The sequence below is a fragment of the Olivibacter sp. 47 genome (genome assembly GCF_030372825.1).
Lineage (GTDB): Bacteria > Bacteroidota > Bacteroidia > Sphingobacteriales > Sphingobacteriaceae > Olivibacter > Olivibacter oleidegradans.
Map to the genome: position 1 here is coordinate 1,578,352 of NZ_JAUCNR010000001.1, position 19,346 is coordinate 1,597,697.

At 43.4% G+C, this 19,346-nt stretch carries 18 protein-coding genes; 7 read left to right on the top strand and 11 right to left on the bottom strand.

Translation table 11 applies throughout. From position 1 onward, the window contains the following. The first annotated feature begins 581 nt into the window (after window positions 1-581). Window positions 582-1,451, top strand: a complete 870-nt coding sequence (locus QT327_RS07010) for a nucleotidyltransferase domain-containing protein (RefSeq protein WP_289552440.1) — start codon at window positions 582-584, stop codon at window positions 1,449-1,451. Between the two features lie 2 nt (window positions 1,452-1,453). Here QT327_RS07010 and QT327_RS07015 read toward each other — a convergent pair whose 3' ends face one another. Then, the gene (locus tag QT327_RS07015) at window positions 1,454-1,699 is read right to left on the bottom strand and encodes a helix-turn-helix domain-containing protein (protein WP_289552441.1); all 246 of its coding nucleotides are present in this window, start codon (window positions 1,697-1,699) and stop codon (window positions 1,454-1,456) included. Between the two features lie 407 nt (window positions 1,700-2,106). Here QT327_RS07015 and QT327_RS07020 point away from each other — a divergent pair, with 407 nt between their 5' ends. The 3 genes from QT327_RS07020 to QT327_RS07030 all read left to right on the top strand — a co-directional run bounded on the left by QT327_RS07020 (window position 2,107) and on the right by QT327_RS07030 (window position 8,091). Further along, entirely contained in the window at window positions 2,107-3,534 is a 1,428-nt protein-coding gene (locus QT327_RS07020; RefSeq protein WP_289552442.1) for a TlpA family protein disulfide reductase, read from the top strand. Between the two features lie 111 nt (window positions 3,535-3,645). After that, window positions 3,646-6,714 (top strand): SusC/RagA family TonB-linked outer membrane protein, encoded by a 3,069-nt coding sequence (locus QT327_RS07025; protein WP_013663474.1) that lies wholly within the window; start codon window positions 3,646-3,648, stop codon window positions 6,712-6,714. Between the two features lie 12 nt (window positions 6,715-6,726). After that, the gene (locus QT327_RS07030) at window positions 6,727-8,091 is read left to right on the top strand and encodes a RagB/SusD family nutrient uptake outer membrane protein (RefSeq protein WP_013663473.1); all 1,365 of its coding nucleotides are present in this window, start codon (window positions 6,727-6,729) and stop codon (window positions 8,089-8,091) included. A gap of 53 nt (window positions 8,092-8,144) precedes the next feature. Here QT327_RS07030 and QT327_RS07035 read toward each other — a convergent pair whose 3' ends face one another. Then, on the bottom strand, window positions 8,145-8,480 hold the full coding sequence (locus QT327_RS07035) for a hypothetical protein (RefSeq protein WP_013663472.1): 336 nt from the start codon (window positions 8,478-8,480) through the stop codon (window positions 8,145-8,147). A gap of 502 nt (window positions 8,481-8,982) precedes the next feature. On the opposite strand from QT327_RS07035, the gene QT327_RS07040 reads away from it, so the two are divergent. The 3 genes from QT327_RS07040 to QT327_RS07050 are packed head-to-tail and all read left to right on the top strand — an operon-like array spanning window position 8,983 to window position 12,178. After that, window positions 8,983-9,552: an RNA polymerase sigma factor gene (locus tag QT327_RS07040; RefSeq protein WP_013663471.1), complete on the top strand. Its 570-nt coding sequence runs from the start codon at window positions 8,983-8,985 to the stop codon at window positions 9,550-9,552. A 24-nt stretch (window positions 9,553-9,576) separates the two neighbouring features. Then, complete coding sequence (locus QT327_RS07045) at window positions 9,577-10,917, top strand: FecR domain-containing protein (RefSeq protein WP_013663470.1); 1,341 nt, start codon at window positions 9,577-9,579, stop codon at window positions 10,915-10,917. Window positions 10,918-10,969: 52 nt separating this feature from the next. Beyond that, entirely contained in the window at window positions 10,970-12,178 is a 1,209-nt protein-coding gene (locus QT327_RS07050; RefSeq protein ID WP_013663469.1) for a hypothetical protein, read from the top strand. Between the two features lie 322 nt (window positions 12,179-12,500). Here the strand turns inward: QT327_RS07050 and QT327_RS07055 are convergent, their stop codons facing one another. The 9 genes from QT327_RS07055 to QT327_RS07095 all read right to left on the bottom strand — a co-directional run bounded on the left by QT327_RS07055 (window position 12,501) and on the right by QT327_RS07095 (window position 19,261). Then, entirely contained in the window at window positions 12,501-12,671 is a 171-nt protein-coding gene (locus QT327_RS07055; protein WP_157622160.1) for a hypothetical protein, read from the bottom strand. Between the two features lie 349 nt (window positions 12,672-13,020). Next, window positions 13,021-14,256, bottom strand: a complete 1,236-nt coding sequence (locus QT327_RS07060) for a DUF418 domain-containing protein (RefSeq protein WP_289552443.1) — start codon at window positions 14,254-14,256, stop codon at window positions 13,021-13,023. Window positions 14,257-14,405: 149 nt separating this feature from the next. Further along, entirely contained in the window at window positions 14,406-14,882 is a 477-nt protein-coding gene (locus QT327_RS07065; protein WP_041387001.1) for a nuclear transport factor 2 family protein, read from the bottom strand. Window positions 14,883-15,361: 479 nt separating this feature from the next. Next, a complete protein-coding gene (locus QT327_RS07070) occupies window positions 15,362-15,517 on the bottom strand; it encodes a molybdenum cofactor biosynthesis protein MoaE (RefSeq protein ID WP_289552444.1) in 156 nt (51 codons plus the stop codon). Continuing rightward, window positions 15,453-15,803 carry a molybdenum cofactor biosynthesis protein MoaE gene (locus QT327_RS07075; RefSeq protein WP_289552445.1) on the bottom strand — a complete coding sequence of 117 codons (351 nt, stop codon included), beginning with the start codon at window positions 15,801-15,803 and terminating at the stop codon, window positions 15,453-15,455. The genes QT327_RS07070 and QT327_RS07075 overlap by 65 nt, the downstream gene beginning before the upstream one ends. Window positions 15,804-15,805: 2 nt before the next feature. Beyond that, window positions 15,806-16,009, bottom strand: a complete 204-nt coding sequence (locus QT327_RS07080) for a MoaD/ThiS family protein (protein WP_289552446.1) — start codon at window positions 16,007-16,009, stop codon at window positions 15,806-15,808. Then, the gene (locus tag QT327_RS07085) at window positions 16,006-16,509 is read right to left on the bottom strand and encodes a hypothetical protein (RefSeq protein ID WP_013663463.1); all 504 of its coding nucleotides are present in this window, start codon (window positions 16,507-16,509) and stop codon (window positions 16,006-16,008) included. The genes QT327_RS07080 and QT327_RS07085 overlap by 4 nt, the downstream gene beginning before the upstream one ends. Before the next feature lie 22 nt (window positions 16,510-16,531). Beyond that, window positions 16,532-17,260: a sulfite exporter TauE/SafE family protein gene (locus QT327_RS07090; RefSeq protein ID WP_289552447.1), complete on the bottom strand. Its 729-nt coding sequence runs from the start codon at window positions 17,258-17,260 to the stop codon at window positions 16,532-16,534. 3 nt (window positions 17,261-17,263) lie between these two features. After that, window positions 17,264-19,261 (bottom strand): TonB-dependent receptor plug domain-containing protein, encoded by a 1,998-nt coding sequence (locus tag QT327_RS07095; RefSeq protein WP_289552448.1) that lies wholly within the window; start codon window positions 19,259-19,261, stop codon window positions 17,264-17,266. Window positions 19,262-19,346 lie beyond the last annotated feature (85 nt).

Sequence of the window (19,346 nt, forward strand, 5' to 3'; positions counted from 1 at the left end):
GCGTTATGGTTAAAGCACAACTGCTCTGCAAAAACATGTCGGCTTTTAATCATATCGTACTTCAAACGTTTAATGAGTTTTTCCGTTTCCCCTGCAAGATGAAGCCAAAAGCTAAATGTTATGATACTTTAGCTACCCCATTCGCTTTCGTAAACTGCTTTCTTTTCAGATAGCCTAACGCAAAACGATGATGTATATTCCAAAAGCGGTGCTATCTCTTCGGGAAAAAGCTGATGTATCAGCTTGGCTTTATCCGTGTTTGTTAATTCATCTATCGATTTCATATAAAACCGCGCCCTTAGTACGGTTGCGCCTCCGCTTAAGTTAAAACATTAATTCAATGCAGCTGCACCCGCCTGTGCAAAGCTATTGCAAAGATTAAAGGCCGTTGGTGTCTGTTGCTGGGAAATTCCCCACATAAGGGACTTTAGTTTGTTTTCTCCATCACTGTAATTTTGCACGTTCTGAAAACAACTGCTCACAGCAATCACCAAAGCATAAAATGCTTATATAACGCCTAGAACAACAGTAGATGGCTAGATTATTTCCAAGCCTGCTACTAAATTCTTAAATTTGTTATTATGAAGAAAAAACTACCCGACAACCTACCTGAAGCCAAAAAGACAGAAATCGCCCAAATAGTAGAAGTAATTAAGGAGTTTGTCAATCCCGACAAAATCGTTCTTTATGGAAGTTATGCGACCGGCAAGTATGTAGAGCAAGTATACATCAAGGAAGGTATCAGGTATTTTTACATCAGTGATTACGATTTAATAGTCATTACCGATAAAACAGAAATAAAGGAATATGAGTTGGCCAATGAGCTGGAAAAGCGGCTAAAAACTAAGCCCGATATCAATTTCTTTATGTATGACATCAAATACCTCAACAATGGGCTAAAAACAGGAAATTACTTCTTCATACCTGTCTATAAATATGGTGTCCTGTTGTATGATGCAGGAAAAACAAAATTGGTTAAACCAGGACCGCTATCGAAAGAACAGATATATAAAAACGCTAAATCTTACTATGATTTTTGGGTTATTAATAGTCAACGGTTTTACAAGCATGCTCAAGTAGAATTAGCTGACGCATTAAAAGGCGAGACAAGACCGAGCTTAGTGTTATGGTTCTTATTCCAAACGATCGAATCCTTGTACAGCACTTTATTATTGGTTTTCATGGGCGATAAACCAAAACTGCACAACCTCAATAAATATAGACGTTCTGTTTCATCGCTTTCAGAAGAATTGAATGCTATCTTTCCTGACATAAAAGATAGCTACGAAAGAAGATTATTTGATCTTCTTAACCGAGCGTATATCGGCGGAAAATATAAGATGGACTTTGAAGTGGATATTGAAGATGTACAGGAACTGAATATAAGAATTGCTAAGATGATTGAAATAACTAAAAAGATATGCATGCAGCGCATCCAAGAATTAGAATAATTTTATTCTTCAAAAGAAACCAATTCTGACAGACTTATTCCAAGCGCTTTAGCCAATGCTTTCAATGTAAGTAAAGAAGGTGCTGTTCGCCCTTTCTCAATGCGGTGGATTTGACTGTGATCTACTTCAGCTAACTGTTCCAATATTCTCAAGCTGATTTTACTTCCGATTCTTACCTTTTGCCCCTCACGGATTGCTTTGAGATGCTTTCCAAAGGCTTTTAAAAATTTCTCCTCCTCTTGAGTCATATACAAAAAGAATATTTAATTAAAAATTTTATGTAGGACTATTTGCGTACATAAATCGTTTGCATATATTTACACCGTACTATTGACATACTCCTCTCTGAGCCTAAAGAACAAGAAACAGTAATTGGAGATATGTCTATTAAAAACCTTATATGGACCAAATTGGGTGTGGGTTTTAGTTTATTCACTCGGGCCGGTTCTTTAGTGCTCAGTAATGAGGACAATAAACCTGCACCTACTTTTGGTTCGCTTAACCGCTCTTTTTGCTTTCCATTCCGGATAAAAGGTTTTTGTGATCTTTTCGTTTTAATTATATCGGCGCCCGAATAGATTTGGCTTGATAAAAAAACATCTCTATATATCATGTTGTAATTCTGTTACTATTCCCATCAACTTAACTAAAGAAAATGAACCTAGATTTCATAAAGGAATTGTTATGCCTTTTTCATTCTAACCATATTGTAAAATTAAGCGAGAAATCTCCTACAAAATATAGACGTCGAACTGCTTTAAGCATTTCGCTCTCCACCTTCTTGTTCTGTGTTTGTTTGGCCCACGCCAGGCAGCAGGGATTAGGCGCCCCTGCTGCCAACGGCGTGGCTTTATCCGCAGATTCTATTACGCCTTTGCAAATAGGAGATACCATCCCTGACGCTTTATGGAATCTACCTTTACAAGTGGTGAACCATCCCCAGGGCAAGGAAACAATAAAGCTTGCAGACTACAGCGACAAGTTAATCATACTGGATTTCTGGGCTACCTGGTGCGGTAGCTGTATCAAAAATTTCCCAAAATTAGCTGCTTTGCAAAATGACAACGAGAAACACGTAAAGACACTATTAGTTAACAGCAGATCTACAAGAGATACCCGAAATAAGGCAGAGCAGTTTTTATCCAAACGCCAGAAGGAATATAACCTGACATCCATCGTTGCGGATACCGTTCTTAAAAAGCTGTTCCCGCACCGCTCGATACCTCACTATGTATGGATAAATGGAGGAAGGTACCTTGCTGCAACTAACGGCGAAGATCTAACCGATGGGAATGTTCAAAACACGTTTGACGGTAAAGATATACAGACATCGTACGTACCTGAAACCGAGTATAACATCCGTCAGCCTTTGTTTGAAAACGGCAACGGAGGGGAAGCACCTAAATATATATACAAGTCGATCTTGGCCCCATTTGTCAACGGACTGAAAAGCTCGTTTAGTACGGATAGAGATAACAAACGATTGATATCAAGAGTAGCATTTACAAATGCCCGTCTTTCGATGATATATTCATACGCTTACCCTGAAATTCAAAATCTGTCAAAAGCTAGGTTGGTTATTGACGTTGAAAATCCCGAACCGTTTGAAAGCGGCAATACTTCACTAAATTGGAAGCATAAAAATCTATATAACTACGAGGCGCAGTTTCCACCTACTTCGGAACAAAATGCGAAGAAAATCGTCCGGCACGACTTACAAAAATTCTTTGGATACATCCTTCGATCAGAAAACAGGGTACTGGATTGCTGGGTGGTTAAATCCGGTAACGGTTCCATCGCGACCGATTTTCCGAACAACCTGAAAAGTGAAACAAATTTATACGACAATGATGGGACAGATATTTATTTCAACAACTACCCACTTTCCAATTTACTAAACGAATTGGAAAGGTTGTATGGCCAACCATTTTTGGATGAAACGGGAATCGGCACACCGGTAAAACTCAATCTGCCAGCCGACCTTCTTCAAAAGCACGAAGTTCAGACAAGTCTTTTAAAGCAGGGCATCATATTGACCAAAGAGAAGCGTGAGCTACCGGTGGTTATTTTATCAGATAATTAAACTAAACCTAAATGAACCGTCCACGTTTAAAATTTCATTTTCATCACACAGGGGAATGTAAATTTTAAACATGGTAAGCTCCATCTGACCGATGGATAAAATTATTTACAGATGAAATATATATACCTATTAATAATAACTCTTTTACCTGTTGCAGCTTATTGCCAGCAGGTGAAAGGCCGTGTTTACAACACCGAAGGAGAGACGTTACCCGATATTTCCATTCGCGTTAAAGGTTCCGGCGCTGAAACAAAGACGGATTCACAGGGGAATTTTATAGTTAATGTACCAAACTCGAATAACATGCTCCTATTTTCGGGGATCGGCTACCAACCACTGGAGGCAAAGGCCCTATTCGGGATCGACATGCAGATCCATCTGAACCCAGATATAAGCATTCTGGATGAAGTACAGGTCATTGCCTATGGAACAACGACCAAGCGATATAATCTTGGATCTGTGACAACAGTGAAATCCGAAGATATAAGGAAACAGCCTGTAACCAATCCATTGGCAGCATTACAGGGAAGGGTTCCCGGGTTAGCGGTAACCAGTACAAGTGGTTTACCCGGTTCAAACTATAATCTGCAGATAAGGGGGCAGAATACTTTAAACAGTACACTGGCATCGGTAGTCCCGATAGACAACCCCCTATTTATCATTGACGGTGTCCCTTTTTCACCACAGAACCGCAATGTCAACCAATTGGCATCCGTTCAGTCTCCCGGGAACAGTGTTGTGTCCAACAATCCCTACGGAGGTTTCAGCCCATTCAACAGTATCAATCCCTCAGATATTGAAAGCATTGAAGTACTGCGGGATGCCGATGCAACAGCGATTTATGGATCAAGGGGCGGTAACGGCGTCATACTGATTACGACAAAAAAAGGAAAAACCGGTAAAACAGATTTTCAGATGGATTTATCACACGGAATAAGCTCTGTTGGCGAAACCATGCGCATGATGAATACACAGGAATATCTTATGATGAGAAAAGAAGCCATCGCCAATGGCGGTCTTGAGCCAAATCTGACACAGGACAGCGAGGGGTATGCTCCCGATCTTTTACTTTTTGATCCGAATAAAGAAACCGACTGGAAAGAATATTTTTTGGGAAACAACGCAAAAAATACGATTGCAAACCTATCTCTGTCGGGAGGAACAACGAATACACAATTCAGGATCGGAGCAGGATTTAACCGGAATACGTATGTATATCCGGGAGACTTTGGGGATCGCAGGGCCAACTTTCTGGTGAATCTGAATCACGCATCCAACGACAAAAGATTCCGCATACAGTTTTCTTCCAATTATTCTTACTACAAGAATAATTCATCCGGGAACCGGAACCTCCTTGAGGCTTTTAAGCTTGATCCAAATTATCCCGATCTTTTAGATGACAACGGTAACCTTGTCTGGACATACAGAGGAATACCCCTTGGAAGGGGCGGAACACTGGCCAATCCCCTAAGTTATCTGAAAAACAAATATCATGTACGGAACAACAATCTGACAGGTAACCTGCAATTCAGTTATGAGATTATAAGCGGATTGAAAGCCGGAGCCAGTTTTGGTTACAATACGCTATATACTGACGAATATTCAGGGACCCCCAAAGCTGCAATCAATCCCATTCTCAATACGCAGGCTTCCGCAAATTTTGGCAAAAACAACTTCAGTACATGGATTATAGAACCACAGATCGAATATCAAAAAAGCATCCATAGACATTCTTTTAATTTTCTCGTAGGTTCAACACTCCAGAGAGACATAAATGAACGGACGATGATTACGGGCACGGGCTATATAAATGATAATCTTATAGAATCTATCTCGACAGCGACGACGAGAAATGCTTCCGACGGATTTAATGAATACAAATATGCAGCAATGTTTTCAAGACTTCATTATAGATTTGATAACAGGTATTTGCTCAGCCTTAATGCTAGACGTGACGGCTCAAGCAGATTTGGCCCCGGTAGACAATTCGGAAACTTTGGTTCCATAGCATTAGGCTGGCTATTCAGTGAGGAAAACATTTTTAAAGACAAATTGCAATTTCTTTCTTATGGTAAGCTACGGGGATCGTATGGCGTAACCGGAAGTGATGCCACTTCAGATTATCAATATCTATCAAGGTGGCAGACGACATTGTATACATACGATGGCACTTTAGGCTACATTCCGCAAAATCTTTTCAACCCGTCGTTAAGTTGGGCTTCAACAAAGAAGTTTGAAGCAGCCCTCGAGCTAGGGTTCGTACAAGATAGAATCTTCCTGACCACCACCTATTACAAAAACAGGTCAGAAGACCAATTGGTGTCATATAATTTACCTACTATGACCGGGTTCTTTAACATCGCCGCAAATTGGGAGGCTAAGGTTCAAAATTCGGGAATAGAATTGCTATTACAATCCACCAATGTCAAAAACGGTCAATTTACCTGGTCTTCCTCCTTTAATCTTTCCATTCCCAAAAATAAATTACTGTCATTTCCCGGTCTCGAATCGTCGAGCTATCTCACAAGGTACGTTTTAGGACAGTCCCTGAATACCGTTTTGGGCTTTAAATATGCGGGAGTAAGCGAAGAAACGGGAGTGTTCCGGTTTTATGATGCGGAAGGAAATGTCACCGATTCTCCGAGGCGGCCTTCTTCAGGAAAACTGAATGATTATCAAAATCTGGGAGATCTTGATCCGGAGTTCTTTGGCGGTTTTCTCAATAGTTTCTCCTACCGCAATTTTCAGTTTGATATATTCCTGGAGTTCAGGAAACAAATGGGCGTTAACTATATGCAGCAGGTGTATAGCTATCTTCCCGGTAGTCAGATGAATCTTCCCGCCGTTCTTTTGGACAGATGGCAATCTCCCGGAGACCGGGCGACCCATCAAAAGTATTCTACGCAATATACCGATGTGTACAATGCGGCGAGCAATTTTGTACGTTCAGATGGAGCCTACTCCGACGCTTCCTACATAAGATTTAAAACGATTTCTCTGTCTTATAACTTACACAATGAATTGTTGCAGCGTATCAAGGTTAAAAATCTGCGTATTTTCTGTAATGCCCAGAACCTCTTTACCATAACAGACTACTTGGGAAATGATCCTGAGACGCAAAGCATATACGCCGTTCCCACCCTTAAAACCGTGGTTCTGGGACTTCAATTAAACCTTTAAAATCAAATCGCCATGAAAAATTCGCTCTCATATGTTATAGTTCCTTTCATCTTAATCTTTACGTCCTGTCAAAAATTTGTGGAAATTGATCTGCCAAAGAATCAGATTGCTACCGCGTATGTATTTGAAGATAGCGTGAATACCAATGCAGCAATAGCGGGAATATACGTGGACATGTTGCAGGCATTCAACCTGGGATTTAGTTCAGGTGGAATTACAGCTTTTACCGGACTATCTTCCGATGAACTGTATCACACCGCAAACAACCAGAACCAGGAATTTTACGCCGTGAATATATTACCGACAAATACTACAAATCTAAATTTATGGACATCCGCTTATAAGTTTATCTATGAGGCAAACGCCTGCATAGAGGGAATACGGAACAGTAACACGTTACCGGAAAACCAAAAGAACCTGTTTCTGGGCGAAGCATTGACAATCCGTGCTTTTTTATATTTCAATCTTACCAACCTATATGGTGCAGTTCCTCTGATTCTGACCACGGATTACGGGAAAAACAGATTGTTGTCCCGAACAGATGAGCATGAGGTATACTCACAGCTGATCGCAGATTTACAGTCCGCGAAGTCATTATTGCCAAAGACCTCCAACTATAATAATACAAGGGCAGGGCACTACGCTGCCTCGGCTTTGCTGGCAAGAGCCTATCTCTATACCAAAAACTACGATGCTGCCAGGGAGGAAGCAAGCTATGTGATCAATTCACAGCGATACGCTATAGAGGCTGATCTGGACGATGTTTTTAAAGTTGGCAGTAAGGAAATTCTTTGGGGATTTGCTCCGGTATATCCGGGCAGGGAAACATGGGAAGGATATTATTTTGTCCCCACTTCCACAACCGCGGTTCCGACTTATGTCATCACGGATGAATTGCTTAATTCTTTTGATGATAACGATCTCAGGAAGCATAATTGGATGCGGATCAATACAAATAGTGGAACCGACTATCCAATACCGTATAAATATAAATTGAACGCAATGCAGACATCGGTAAGTGAAAGGTACAGTGTGCTGCGCTTGGCAGAGCAATATCTAATACGGGCCGAAGCCTATGCTTACCTAAATGAAATTTCCCCTGCCGAAGATGATGTTAACATAATTAAAGGTAGAGCCGGTTTACTTCCGGTGTCCGGGAATATACAATCCGGACTGATCGATCTGATACAGCAGGAAAGAAGACGCGAAATGATGTGTGAGTGGGGGCATCGCTGGTTTGATCTTAAACGGACCGGATTGATAGATGAAACGTTAGCGCCGATAAAGCCAAATTGGAGGCCTACGGCTCGACTATTCCCTATACCCCAGACAGAAATAGACAATAATCCGAATCTGAGCCAGAATAACGGTTACTGAATCGGAACGATTATCAGGCAGGAAGTTATTTCACCACCTTCCTGCCTGATAACTTAATTTTTCAAACTCGCTACACTCTCAGGCATCTGTGAACCGATGATTTGATTCGACGAATTTACCTGATCATCGGTAAACCCTGAAATGCATTGATACTCAGCCCCTCCACACCCTGTTCCGGGTGGCGGAGTCGGACTTTGCCCTATATAGGTCACGTCCGCTTGAGTAAGCGGTTGATCAGGCTCCCTTTCGGTGTTTACCTGAAACCAATGTAGGTCCTCTTGCCTGTTCTCAACCTTACCTTCACTTTTATTAATAAAAGCAAATGACATTGTGACTAACCCGGTTAGTACGAACAATGATAAAACTGAACCAATCAGTAGTTTTTTCATCTTTTTAAATTGTTTTTTAGCGATGATGAAGCTATCAGATTTATTCATTCCCCTGCGTGGCTTGAATAAATCATGATGGTTTCATCTTTTTAATTTTTAAAGAGTTTTTATATAGTCTTTTGGCCGACCAGCCCTCGGCGGTCCCTCCCTTTGGGGGTGCCGCCTCGATGTAATTTCCCTGATTGCTAATTCATCCTTTCCGGATTATCTCACCTGTTTTAGGCAACATTCAGGCAAAATAAGGCCACCCTTCCACGGAATTACCTATGGTGTTCGATGAAATCGGCTAATTTTTCCTGAACTGTCTAAAAAATTATAATGTTTTTGTTTTTTTATGTAGGTTTGTATTATTCCATCAATACAAAACCTTTCTCTTTATATCTAACTTGCATAGAAGCGGGTTTGGTACCATATAAATTTTAATTTTTTTCATATAAAACTGAAAACCAAGTGGATAAAATTCGTTGATTGGTGTTTCAGGCCATCCCAAATCGATGAGCGCATGGGAGCTAAACGCAGATATAACGATGTTGAACTTTTCAGGCAACTGGTGAACCGACCGGACACGGCGCTTGAGGCCATTTACAGCCGTTATGGCGGCTTGCTGGCTACCTACCTGCGGAATTTCATCCGTAACGACGATGACCTGATAAAGGATGTGATTTCAGAGGCATTGGTGGTGGTCTGGAAAAAACGGGAGGAAGCCGCGGGAAAGAAGAAACCCCTGGAATGGATGATGCGCGTGGCACATAACATCGCCCTGTACAGGATAAGGGAGGAAACCAGACGTGGCACCGAAACGCTGGATGGGGATGCCGGAGTGGCAGATGCAAACCGTGCCGACAGCGAACTGGAAGGCAGGGAGCTGGACAGGCTTATCCGACAGGCCGCCGATACGCTGACACCGAAAGAGCGACTGGTCTTCCTGCAGGTCAAGATGGACGGCATGACCAACAGGGAAGTGATGGAGCGGAACGGTATGGCCGAACAGACGGTAAAGAATCTATTGGTCCGGGCATTGAAGAAGATCCGCAGGAGGCTGAAGGGAGTACTGGGCATAATTTTTATTTGAGGGATTATTATAAAAGGAAATGACATGATTCACGATCCGGAATATGTGAAAGAACTGATAAAGAAGCAGGTGGAGGGTACGCTCACACCGGTGGAGGCCGAGCGGCTGAAAGGCGCACGGAAGATCTACGACGACGGGGAATTCCTCCGGATGGCGGGCGAGGTGCTGACGGCACTCGAGGGAAAACTGTCGGAGGACCCCCTGAAGGAATGGAAACCCGACTTTGAAGCGATACGTTCAGGTGCCTGTCGCAGTTATGGAAAGGGCAACGGAAGGCTGATGGTATCGCTGAGACTGGGAGGTATAGCCGCGGCCGCAGTATTGCTGGTTATGCTGATTGCCTATCTTGGCCGTGACAGACAGCCAGATTTTTATCTGTCTGCGGGTGAATGCGGAGATGTGCCACCGGATAAGGAAATCCCCGCATCCGAATTTGCCTGCACGGTACGTTGGGGCGACTCCTCCGGAAGACGGGTCGGTAGTAAGGACAGCGGGCAGATCATCCGTTTAGGACAAATAGCCGTCATCAAGGACAGTGAAGGGATAATCAAGTTGATGCAGTCCCCAAATGCCCCGGCCGCCGACACGGGCATCCTTGATATCTCTGTGGTTACCGGATCCAGACAGCAATGTATCGTGGAGCTGCCGGACGGTGTACGCATACGGCTGAATGCGGGGTCGAAGCTGCACTTTCCGCTCTCCCATGCTGACGGCGAGCCTCAACGGGTGAAGCTGATGGGCGAGGCCTACGTGAAGGTCCCACTGAGGGATGGAAGGGTACGGTCCGTCATGGAAACGTTCAACAGCCTGATAGAGTGCGGCAATGGGGACTTTAGCGTCATGGCAGTGAAGGGCTATACCAGAACGGTACTCATGGGCGGCAAGCTATCGCTAAGGAGCCGAACGGAAAAACGGCAGCTCGAACTGGATTGCTATGGCGCACTGGGCATCGTGGCAAGCTACCGGCGCATGGCTACGACCGTTCCAACAGACTCCCTGACCTATTCACCGCATGGCAATCCGGACAGAGAACTGACCTGGACAAAGGCAGTACGTACATACAGGGATGTACCCTTGCGGCAATTTGTGGCCGAGGCGAGCCGCTGGCAGGGTTTCCGTGTGGAAAACATCTACTGCATCCCGGCTGATGTGCGCATCAGCATATCGGTATGCTACAAGGCTCCGGTGAACGAGGTGCTGGCAGCAATACAGGAGGAAGGTGTGACGATGTATGAACGGGAAGGAATGGTAAGCTTCTGCAGGCCGAAAAAAGAAAACCATGCAGCATTGGCAGAGGTTTCCAGTCGGGCAAAAATTGCATGCTGTACCGTGCGTAAAGACGACCGCCGAGGATACAACAGGTAGTTCTGCCGATCGGGCCCGGGGGCATCCACATAAACATTCATACTGAAGTGATATGAAAAGAAAAGGGAGGAAAAAGCCGTTAGCCAGGGATACAAAGTTGACACAACGGAAAGCATTCTATGTACGTATCCGTACCATCTCCGAAAAGATGGTAGGCGCGGGTTACTTTGACCTATTTCCCGAAAGAAGTCTACGCCTGATGTCTGCCCGCCGATACCCGCCCATCAAAGTCGTGCTGGATGGTAGACGGGTAATGACAGATGAGGAAGCCCTGAGATACAGGCGCTCTCTGGTGGAACTGTTTTCCAACAGGTACGTGGAGACATTCATGGGCGAGCGCATTAGCTATACCCGATTCCTCACCGATGCGTTGGTCCTCATCCACCATGTACAGTATGGCATAGACAACAGGTTCAGGGGCGCATCAGCACTGATACGGGCTTTCGGCCCTTATTTCACGAATGGCGATTGGTACAGACGGCGGAAAGAGGAGGCATTGCAGCTGATGGGCTTGGCAGACCTGCAGTTGTACGACTTTTACCGCGGGACGGTCAGGAGCCGCGCCGATGGCATGGCCGTGATAAGTCCCGGCCAGCGAAATGTTATCCGTGTGTACCGTCTGCCGCATCAGACCGGCCTGCTGAACATTGACGGGAGGAAGAGAGTGATTACCAAACTTGGTATCCCTAGTCAAAAGGAGATAAGGGTCTTCGACTGGCCTTTGCTACGTCCAAGTGATTTGGGTTTTGAGGGGATAAATGACAGCGTGGCCATGCCCCTCTATGCGCAGCAGCATGCGTTCAATCGCTTCAAGGAGCGTACTTCTTTCCCATCCGGCTATGTGCTGACAATTTTCACAAACCTGTTCACGAACGGTAAACCGCATTTCCGGCATTATGAAGGCCGTTCTCTGCTGGAATGTTACATCGGCAAACATAAAGTGGGCTATTTCGTCATCACGCCTCATGACGGCAGGTGGGTGGTGCGCACCTTCCTGTTCCTCACCAATGACGGTACTCCAGAAGGCCGTAAGCTAGCGGACCTCACCAACTGGCAGCGTATGGACAGAAAGTACCTGATGGTAGACAGGATGGATGCATTCCTTGCCTACGATATTTCGGGCGACGCAGGATTGCGTAAGCTGTTCGTCAAGGCAGGCTGTGGGTCCCTGCTTCGATTTGCAGACGAATTGACTGCCCTAGCAGGAATAACGCCCGAAAGTGCTAATTACATTTATAAGTACATGATCAGGATGACGTGACTTTTGAAAGGTTATTATCTTTGGGAGCTATTAAATGAACAGGATACCGTAAAACACAAAAAGCCTACAAATCAAATGATCGTACGCTTTTTATTCTGCTTATAGGTACGGGTGGTTTTAAGAGCAAAAAAAGCCCGTTCTGCCTTTACGAGTTCCGAGTAAAGTCCCCGGCCTCAAGGACGGCAAAGATGTTTTCGTATACGAAAATACATCTTTGCTGCCCACCCACGTGGGCCATAACTGACCTACCGGAACGTAGTCTAAACTTGAATTATCTGTTAATGGATTGTTTTATCTAAACCTATTTGGTCATACCTCAATTTCAGTAAAGAGGATCAATGTCTTCTACTCCTTTGGTTGGATGGCGCGGAATAAACGAACGTAATAATTGCCTGATATCTGTTCGGGTATTTCGCACAGGTTTAATGTTTAGCTGTAAGCTCTTTTGAAACTCGGGTGCTTTTGTAAGCTTTTTTCTTATAGTCTTCTTCATGGTTTGACGATAACTTCTGTCAAAGTTGAAAAAGGTTTATTAAGCTGTTTGACAACTTATTGGGGAGTGGTTAAAGATTTAATGCAGATCTAGCGAGTTATCACTTTTAACTGATACACATTCGAGTGTTTGATTGATAAGTGAGCTGTTTAGCTTTGACTCATACCTAATTTTTTGCCTTGTAAGTTCTTGATTAGTATGTTTAACCATTGGAAAGTGTCGACATTATAGCAAAAGGATATATATTATATACCATGATACATTTCGTACAAGCTCTGGAATAAATAAAAAAGCCCCCAAGCTACAGATAACTTGAGGGATATGTCTTGTAAAAACTTCCTAATTCATTTTACTTACGAAATGGTTGCATCTTTAAGTAAGTTGCCGAACGTAAGAACCACTCTAACGGACCATATAAATAATTTTTGAGCCAATACGTACTAAATATCAACTGGAAAATGTATAACACTACGCCTAATAAAAATAATTCAGTCATTCCCCAAGTTTGGAAAATGGGTCCAAATGCCCACATCGAAAATATCAGACATCCGATAACGCTCTGCATTTCATAATTTGTCAACCCCATGCGCCCATAAGGTGAAAAGACATCCAGGTATTTACTGAAATGCCTATTTTGATATAAAAGAGTGAACCCTGTAACTATTGCTCCTGAAAAGGCAACTATTTTTAGATCATTCAACGTCATTACGGTTAGTCCGGAAAAAATGCTTTCCGCTTCACCGTTCATTAACGAACGAAAATTCAAATCGGGAAGTAGACCGACAACAAAGCTTATCAGCACTATAGTAATTACAAAGGCTGAAAAAAGCAAAGCGACTTTTCTTTTCGGTTGCACTCGCTCAAAAAAACCTAAACGACCGACAACCAGGCCGATTATGAACAATGCCAATGTGATATACCCTCGCCCAAATAAACCGAATTGATAATTTAACTTTCCTTGTAACCCTCGAGTAAAATTGTGCTTTATCGAATTAATGAAAGATGGCTTGTTGGCCTCTGCATCGATCTGAGCAGCTTGGCGTTGCCTAATTTCTTGCCGAGGATTTTCTGTCTGTTCTGTTTTCAGGAAAGTGTTGTAACTGACCTGCATAATCCGCGGCGTCCCAAGAAGTAATAAAGCTGCAATCGCGATCAAAATCCACGATTTTACACGGTAGAGCAGAACCAAAATTGCTCCGAAAACGGCGTAAAGAGAGATGATCTCGCCGCTGTAAAAGCAATTGCCGATTAATCCTATGACCAACATGACAACCATCCTCCAAATGAAGCGTCCCCTGAAGTCAATTCCCTTTTTAGCTGCACGATCGAGTTGAATAAAAAAACTCAACCCGAATAAAAAAGCAAAAATATTTATGAACCTACCCATGATAACATTTTGCCCAATCCACTGTACTGTTTCGTCAATGGCTGGGAATAGTGGTTTGCGAGCATCGGGAGAGAATGAGAAAATACTGAACTGTTGAAGCATGTGCATCAGTATCACGCCCAATAAAGAAAAACCCCTTAGCGCATCAAGTAATGTAACCCGGCTTAATGGGGTCGACAATGTTTTGTTTTGCTCCATATTAATGTGTTATGCTTGATTTATCTATTTTAATTTTTAATGGAATACACTTCCGGGCAATGCCCGGAATAAACCATAATGCCCAATCCCAATTTGATTTAACATTCGCGTGAGACGGTTATGCAAATAAGTTGCGTAACCGAAAGGCTTTAGACAGGACTAATCTGAAAAAGGATGAGTTTCCAGTCGTTACTAGATTTTTTGTATACTTCAGTGACGTATTTAATTTCCGACTCCTTCCGACCTAGAAAGTTAAACTCAACCTTAGTTAGCAGCGTTGAAATATTATCAACGATTTGGATATCAGTTTCTAGAATGTTTATGTGCTTGTATCGAATATTTCCGTTTTTTATGGCATCGAGCTGACCTGCTTTATCCATTCTTATTTCTGGTTGCCTGGAAACAATGTTCTCATCAAATAGTACATGGAGCGAGTCAATTTGCCTGTCCATCATCCACTTCCATTTTTTTTCGGATAGCGAAAGGATTTCATCCCTTTGGTCTGACACCGTTTCCTGTCTAATTTTAGCATTTCCAAGCGAATAACAAAAAGATAGCAAAAGGATGATGCATAGTGTGCCGAAAAATAAGCTGACCTTTCCATTTTGTTGTGTATATAAACCCATATAGACAAAAGTAGATGATACCCCACTACAAAAAGTACCATCATTACAGGATCTGCTACCATTATTACTGATGCTCGAATTATGAGAAGGGAAAAATGGAGTTTAACTTTAAGATATTTAGCTGCGTTTCTTGAAAAAACCACTGCATGCATTACTTTTTTACAGTAGTCGAAGTTTTTCGAATTAGTTTAATCGCTATCCTTACCCAAGGAGATTTGTGAAAAGTCACCATTGCCGTGTCGGACCGTTCCACCTATTCGGCAACGGTCAGCAGGCTGCATGTGCTAATAGTGATGGGTTTAAGTGGCTTAGACGGACGTTCTTCCGTATGGTTCAGCCTAGGGAGATTCACAAACAAAGAAGAGATCGCTAAAACTATTGAAGCCGTCGAGCGTACGGCAAACCGATTGAGAACGACTCTTTAGCTTACACAGGAGGTTTCCCCCGATTTAAAAGATCAGTACCACCATTCCTTCATATTACTTATTTACTTTCCACTGATGCGTGTCGTTCTCAAAAATTTCCTTCCCCCAGATGGGCAGCTCCGTTTTTACGCAGTCGACGAGCTCTTCACATGCTGCGATCGCCGCTTTCCGATGGCTGGAAGAAACGAATACAAAAAAAGCATATTTCACCAACCTGCACTGTGCCGGTACTATGATATACATGCATACAGGTCAACGGATATTTTTCAAAGATGGCTTCCCTGATTTCCGACATTTTAGTGAAGGCAAGGTCTTCATAGGTCGTGTATTCAATTGCACGGATCGTCTTGCCGTCGATCTGATCGGCCCTAATCTGTCCGAGGAAGATGCTGTGTGCGCCGATATCCGTCTTAGAGGAATGCTTTGCAATACTATCGGCAATCAAGTGTGGTGGAATGGCACCCTCTACAAATATGTTCTTTCTCTTTTTATCCATTATTATTTGTTTTCAACGCGACCTTCCTGTAAAACTATGTTCTTCTGTACAATTGTATTATTCACGGCTACTAATAATTCGCGTCCGTCTAACCGGGCACGCTGTTCTATAACTTTGGTAAGCAGTCCGTCCACATCCAATGCATGAGACGACTCTTTGTTGAGTAGCTCGATTAGCGAACGAAAGATCTGTATTTTTACTTTCATATTTTTACGCGCAAAATTTTAATTGTCTGTAATTGTTTTACGTATCGCCTTCCAGTGGCCTTGTCTTTTGGCGAAAGCAACGCGAGTTCATTTTCCTGTTCTCCATTTGTCGCGGCCTTGATATTAGTAACGACCAATACACTGTCCCCGATGGGCGTGTTGAACAGTTCATTCCATGACAGGACCACTTTATACCCATCTGTTGCGATACATACGATGTAATATTCGCTCAATACCTTCGGTGATTCTTCACCGAAGGTAATGTCCTTCAATATATCTTTCAGTAGTATACCTTTTACCGCTTTCAGCGTTGAACGGTACACTCCTGCATGGTTATATATACGCAAGCTATCCAGCGAATGAACCTCAAAGGTGGCTGTCTCTTCAAAAGTAAGTGTTGTCTTTTTGTTGTCAGGCGTAATAATGTCAAGATTCTTCATGTCCTGCGCACGAAGAAATACAGCGGATAAAATCAAAAAAGTTGTAAGAATCGCTTTCATATATTCTAATTTGTATATTTTTTTAAGCTGTTGTGAACAATAATTTATAGGCAGCCACCAAGAGCACCGTTGCCAGTACATATTTAAGGCCATCCTGATTCAGTTTTTTCGATCCTAGATAAGCCCCCATCAGACCTCCACCAAATGCAACGGCAATGTAAATGTACATATCGCTATTGAAGGTGATGCCCTGGGTGAGCATACCGCCCAATCCCGATAGCGAATTTACAAAAATAAAGGCTGCACTAATGGCGGCGGTCTGTTTCTGGTCCGTCCATTTCAACAGTATCAACAGCGGAGACAGGATAATCCCACCACCAATGCCGATCATACCGGATAGCAGGCCAACAGTAGCACCGATTGCAACGGCTCCAAAAATATTATAAGGCTTCAGTTCGTGCGCACCGGGACTTCTGAAAAAGAAAAACCGGGTAATGGGAAATAGCAGCAGCACACCAAGTACACGTTTATACAGATTATCGTCCAGCGTGATCGACCCTCCGATAAAGGCCAAGGGTATGGACGCTGCGGCAACTGTCAGAAAGAGGTCCCTTTTGAAAAAATGCCCCCTGTAATACTGAATAAAGGAGGTCAGGGATACAAACAGGTTCAATACGAGTGCAGTCGGCTTCATTTCCTGCGGGGCTATTCCGTACAGCGCCATCAATGCCAGATAGCCGCTTGCCCCACCATGTCCCACGGAAGCATAGAGGAAAGCGACAAAAAAAAGCATAACGTAAAACCATTCCATAGCTTAGAATTTGTAGACAAGGTTACTGTAAAACACACGGCCTGGTTCATAAAAACCTTCGGTCAGTGTATAATTTTTATCGAACATGTTGTTTACGCCGCCTTCGAGCGAGAACCACTTCCAGACCTTAACGCCTACACTGGCGTTATAAAGCGTAAAACCCGGCGATTCCGTACCATAGGAAGTACTGTAACGTTTCGAGTTATGTTCCATATTCGCCTGCACCCGAAAGCGGTCGTTCAGCTCGTAACCGGCCATGAGCATCCATTTGTGACGCGGCACATCCATGAGATAGATTTCCGGGTTACTGATATTGTTTCTTTTAATGAAGGTATAGTTCGATCCAACAGTAAAATCTGGACAGACGAGATAACTGGCAGCAAGCTCAAATCCCATGTACTCGCTGTCTCCGGTATTCTGCAATTGGCTGAGCCGCATGTCAGCACCTTCATCGTATTGTACATTGTTTACCATGAGAATGGTCCTGCTGATTTTACTGTAGAACAAAGAGCCATCCAGAAACAAATGATCAAACAATCTGTTGCTGTAGGTCAGATCATAGTTGACAGACTGCTCTGCCTTCAGATCCGGATTGGGGATGGCCGTACCCATCCGGTAGGAATAGCGGTCTTTCGGGGTAGCAAATCTCGTTTTTTTGCCGATAGAAAGGTTTAGCTGTTGATTGGGTGTCAGCCGATACTGTAATGCTCCTTGTATATTAAAAGCATCATTGGAATTGGAGGGGTAATTACCGACTTCGTCCGCATCGGCATTATAATCTTGCGCTTTTAAGCTTTTGCGGTTGTTGTAACTCACCCCGGCGGTAAGATCCAATGCTTCCGTGATTTTAAAACGATCTTCCACAGCAAGGGTAAAGTTGCCGTCATTCATATTCCGTTGAGGCTCACCAACGTTATGTTCCCGGTGGACATCCTGTTTATATTGGATGGAGCTTGAAAGGAGATTGCGCTTTCCCGTCCGGTAGTCATGCTGTACGATACCGCCAATGGTATAGTCGTGGTATACACTGGCAAAGGCATAACCGCGGCCCATAGTTGTAAAGGAGGCATCATCCCACGAGTTTAATAGGTTTTTGAATAAGTCGTAATAGATCCGTGTTTTGAGAAACTGCTTTTCGTTGATAGCCGTATTGGAAAGGAAATATACACTCTGTTTATCCCAATTTGGCCATTCCCAATATCGAGGCCTGCTGAACTGGGCATTCTTGGTATCGGTTCCCGTATAGAAGGGATTTCCCTTACTCCCCCGCTGATAGCTGTAGACAACAGCATACTCTGAGTTTTCCGTTGGTGTGAAAGCGACTTTGATATGGTACTTCCGGTCATTCTGATAGGAGTTGTCCCGCCTCCCGCCGTCCTCAGCGTCCGAAGACGTGAATTTCTTAGACATCGGGAAGAAGTCCCGGTTCAGTTGGGAAAAAGATGCCTGCACGTAAAAGCGATCCCATTTGGTTCCGACATTGAAATTGGTCCGGTATCCCCCGGATATGTATCCTGTAGCCCCTTGGATTTCCAAAGATTTTTGTGGTCTTATGGTAATGATATTGATCGCGCCGCCGAGAGCATTCGGTCCATAGAGTACTGAAGCATTTCCCTTTGATACCTGAACTTCCGAGACGTCAAAGGTGGTGAACCGCCCCAAATCAACCATTCCGTCATAGGGAACATATACCGGGATGCCGTCAATGAATAGGGGTACCTGACGTAGGTCAAATCCACGAACATTGACCACACTTTCGTTTCTGGCCCCGATAGAAGTGAGTGTTACGCCCGGCAGCAGATTTAATGCGCCGGCCACGTCGTTTTTACCGAATTTTTCGATCTGCTCTGCATTGACAGCATTTATGTTTTTTTGACCAATGATAGTTACTTCTCCCAGCTTAAAGACGTTCTTTATACTATCTGTTTCTGTTTTGGTTTGTGCCCACGATTGCTGGATCGAAAGACATAAAAAAGTGAGGGAAAGAAATTTTAGATTCATGTATAATGTACTAGGATTTTAAAGTAAATAAGCTTCAGCCTCTTCACCGGTCAAAACCGGTTCATCATCTTTCCGAACAATGATC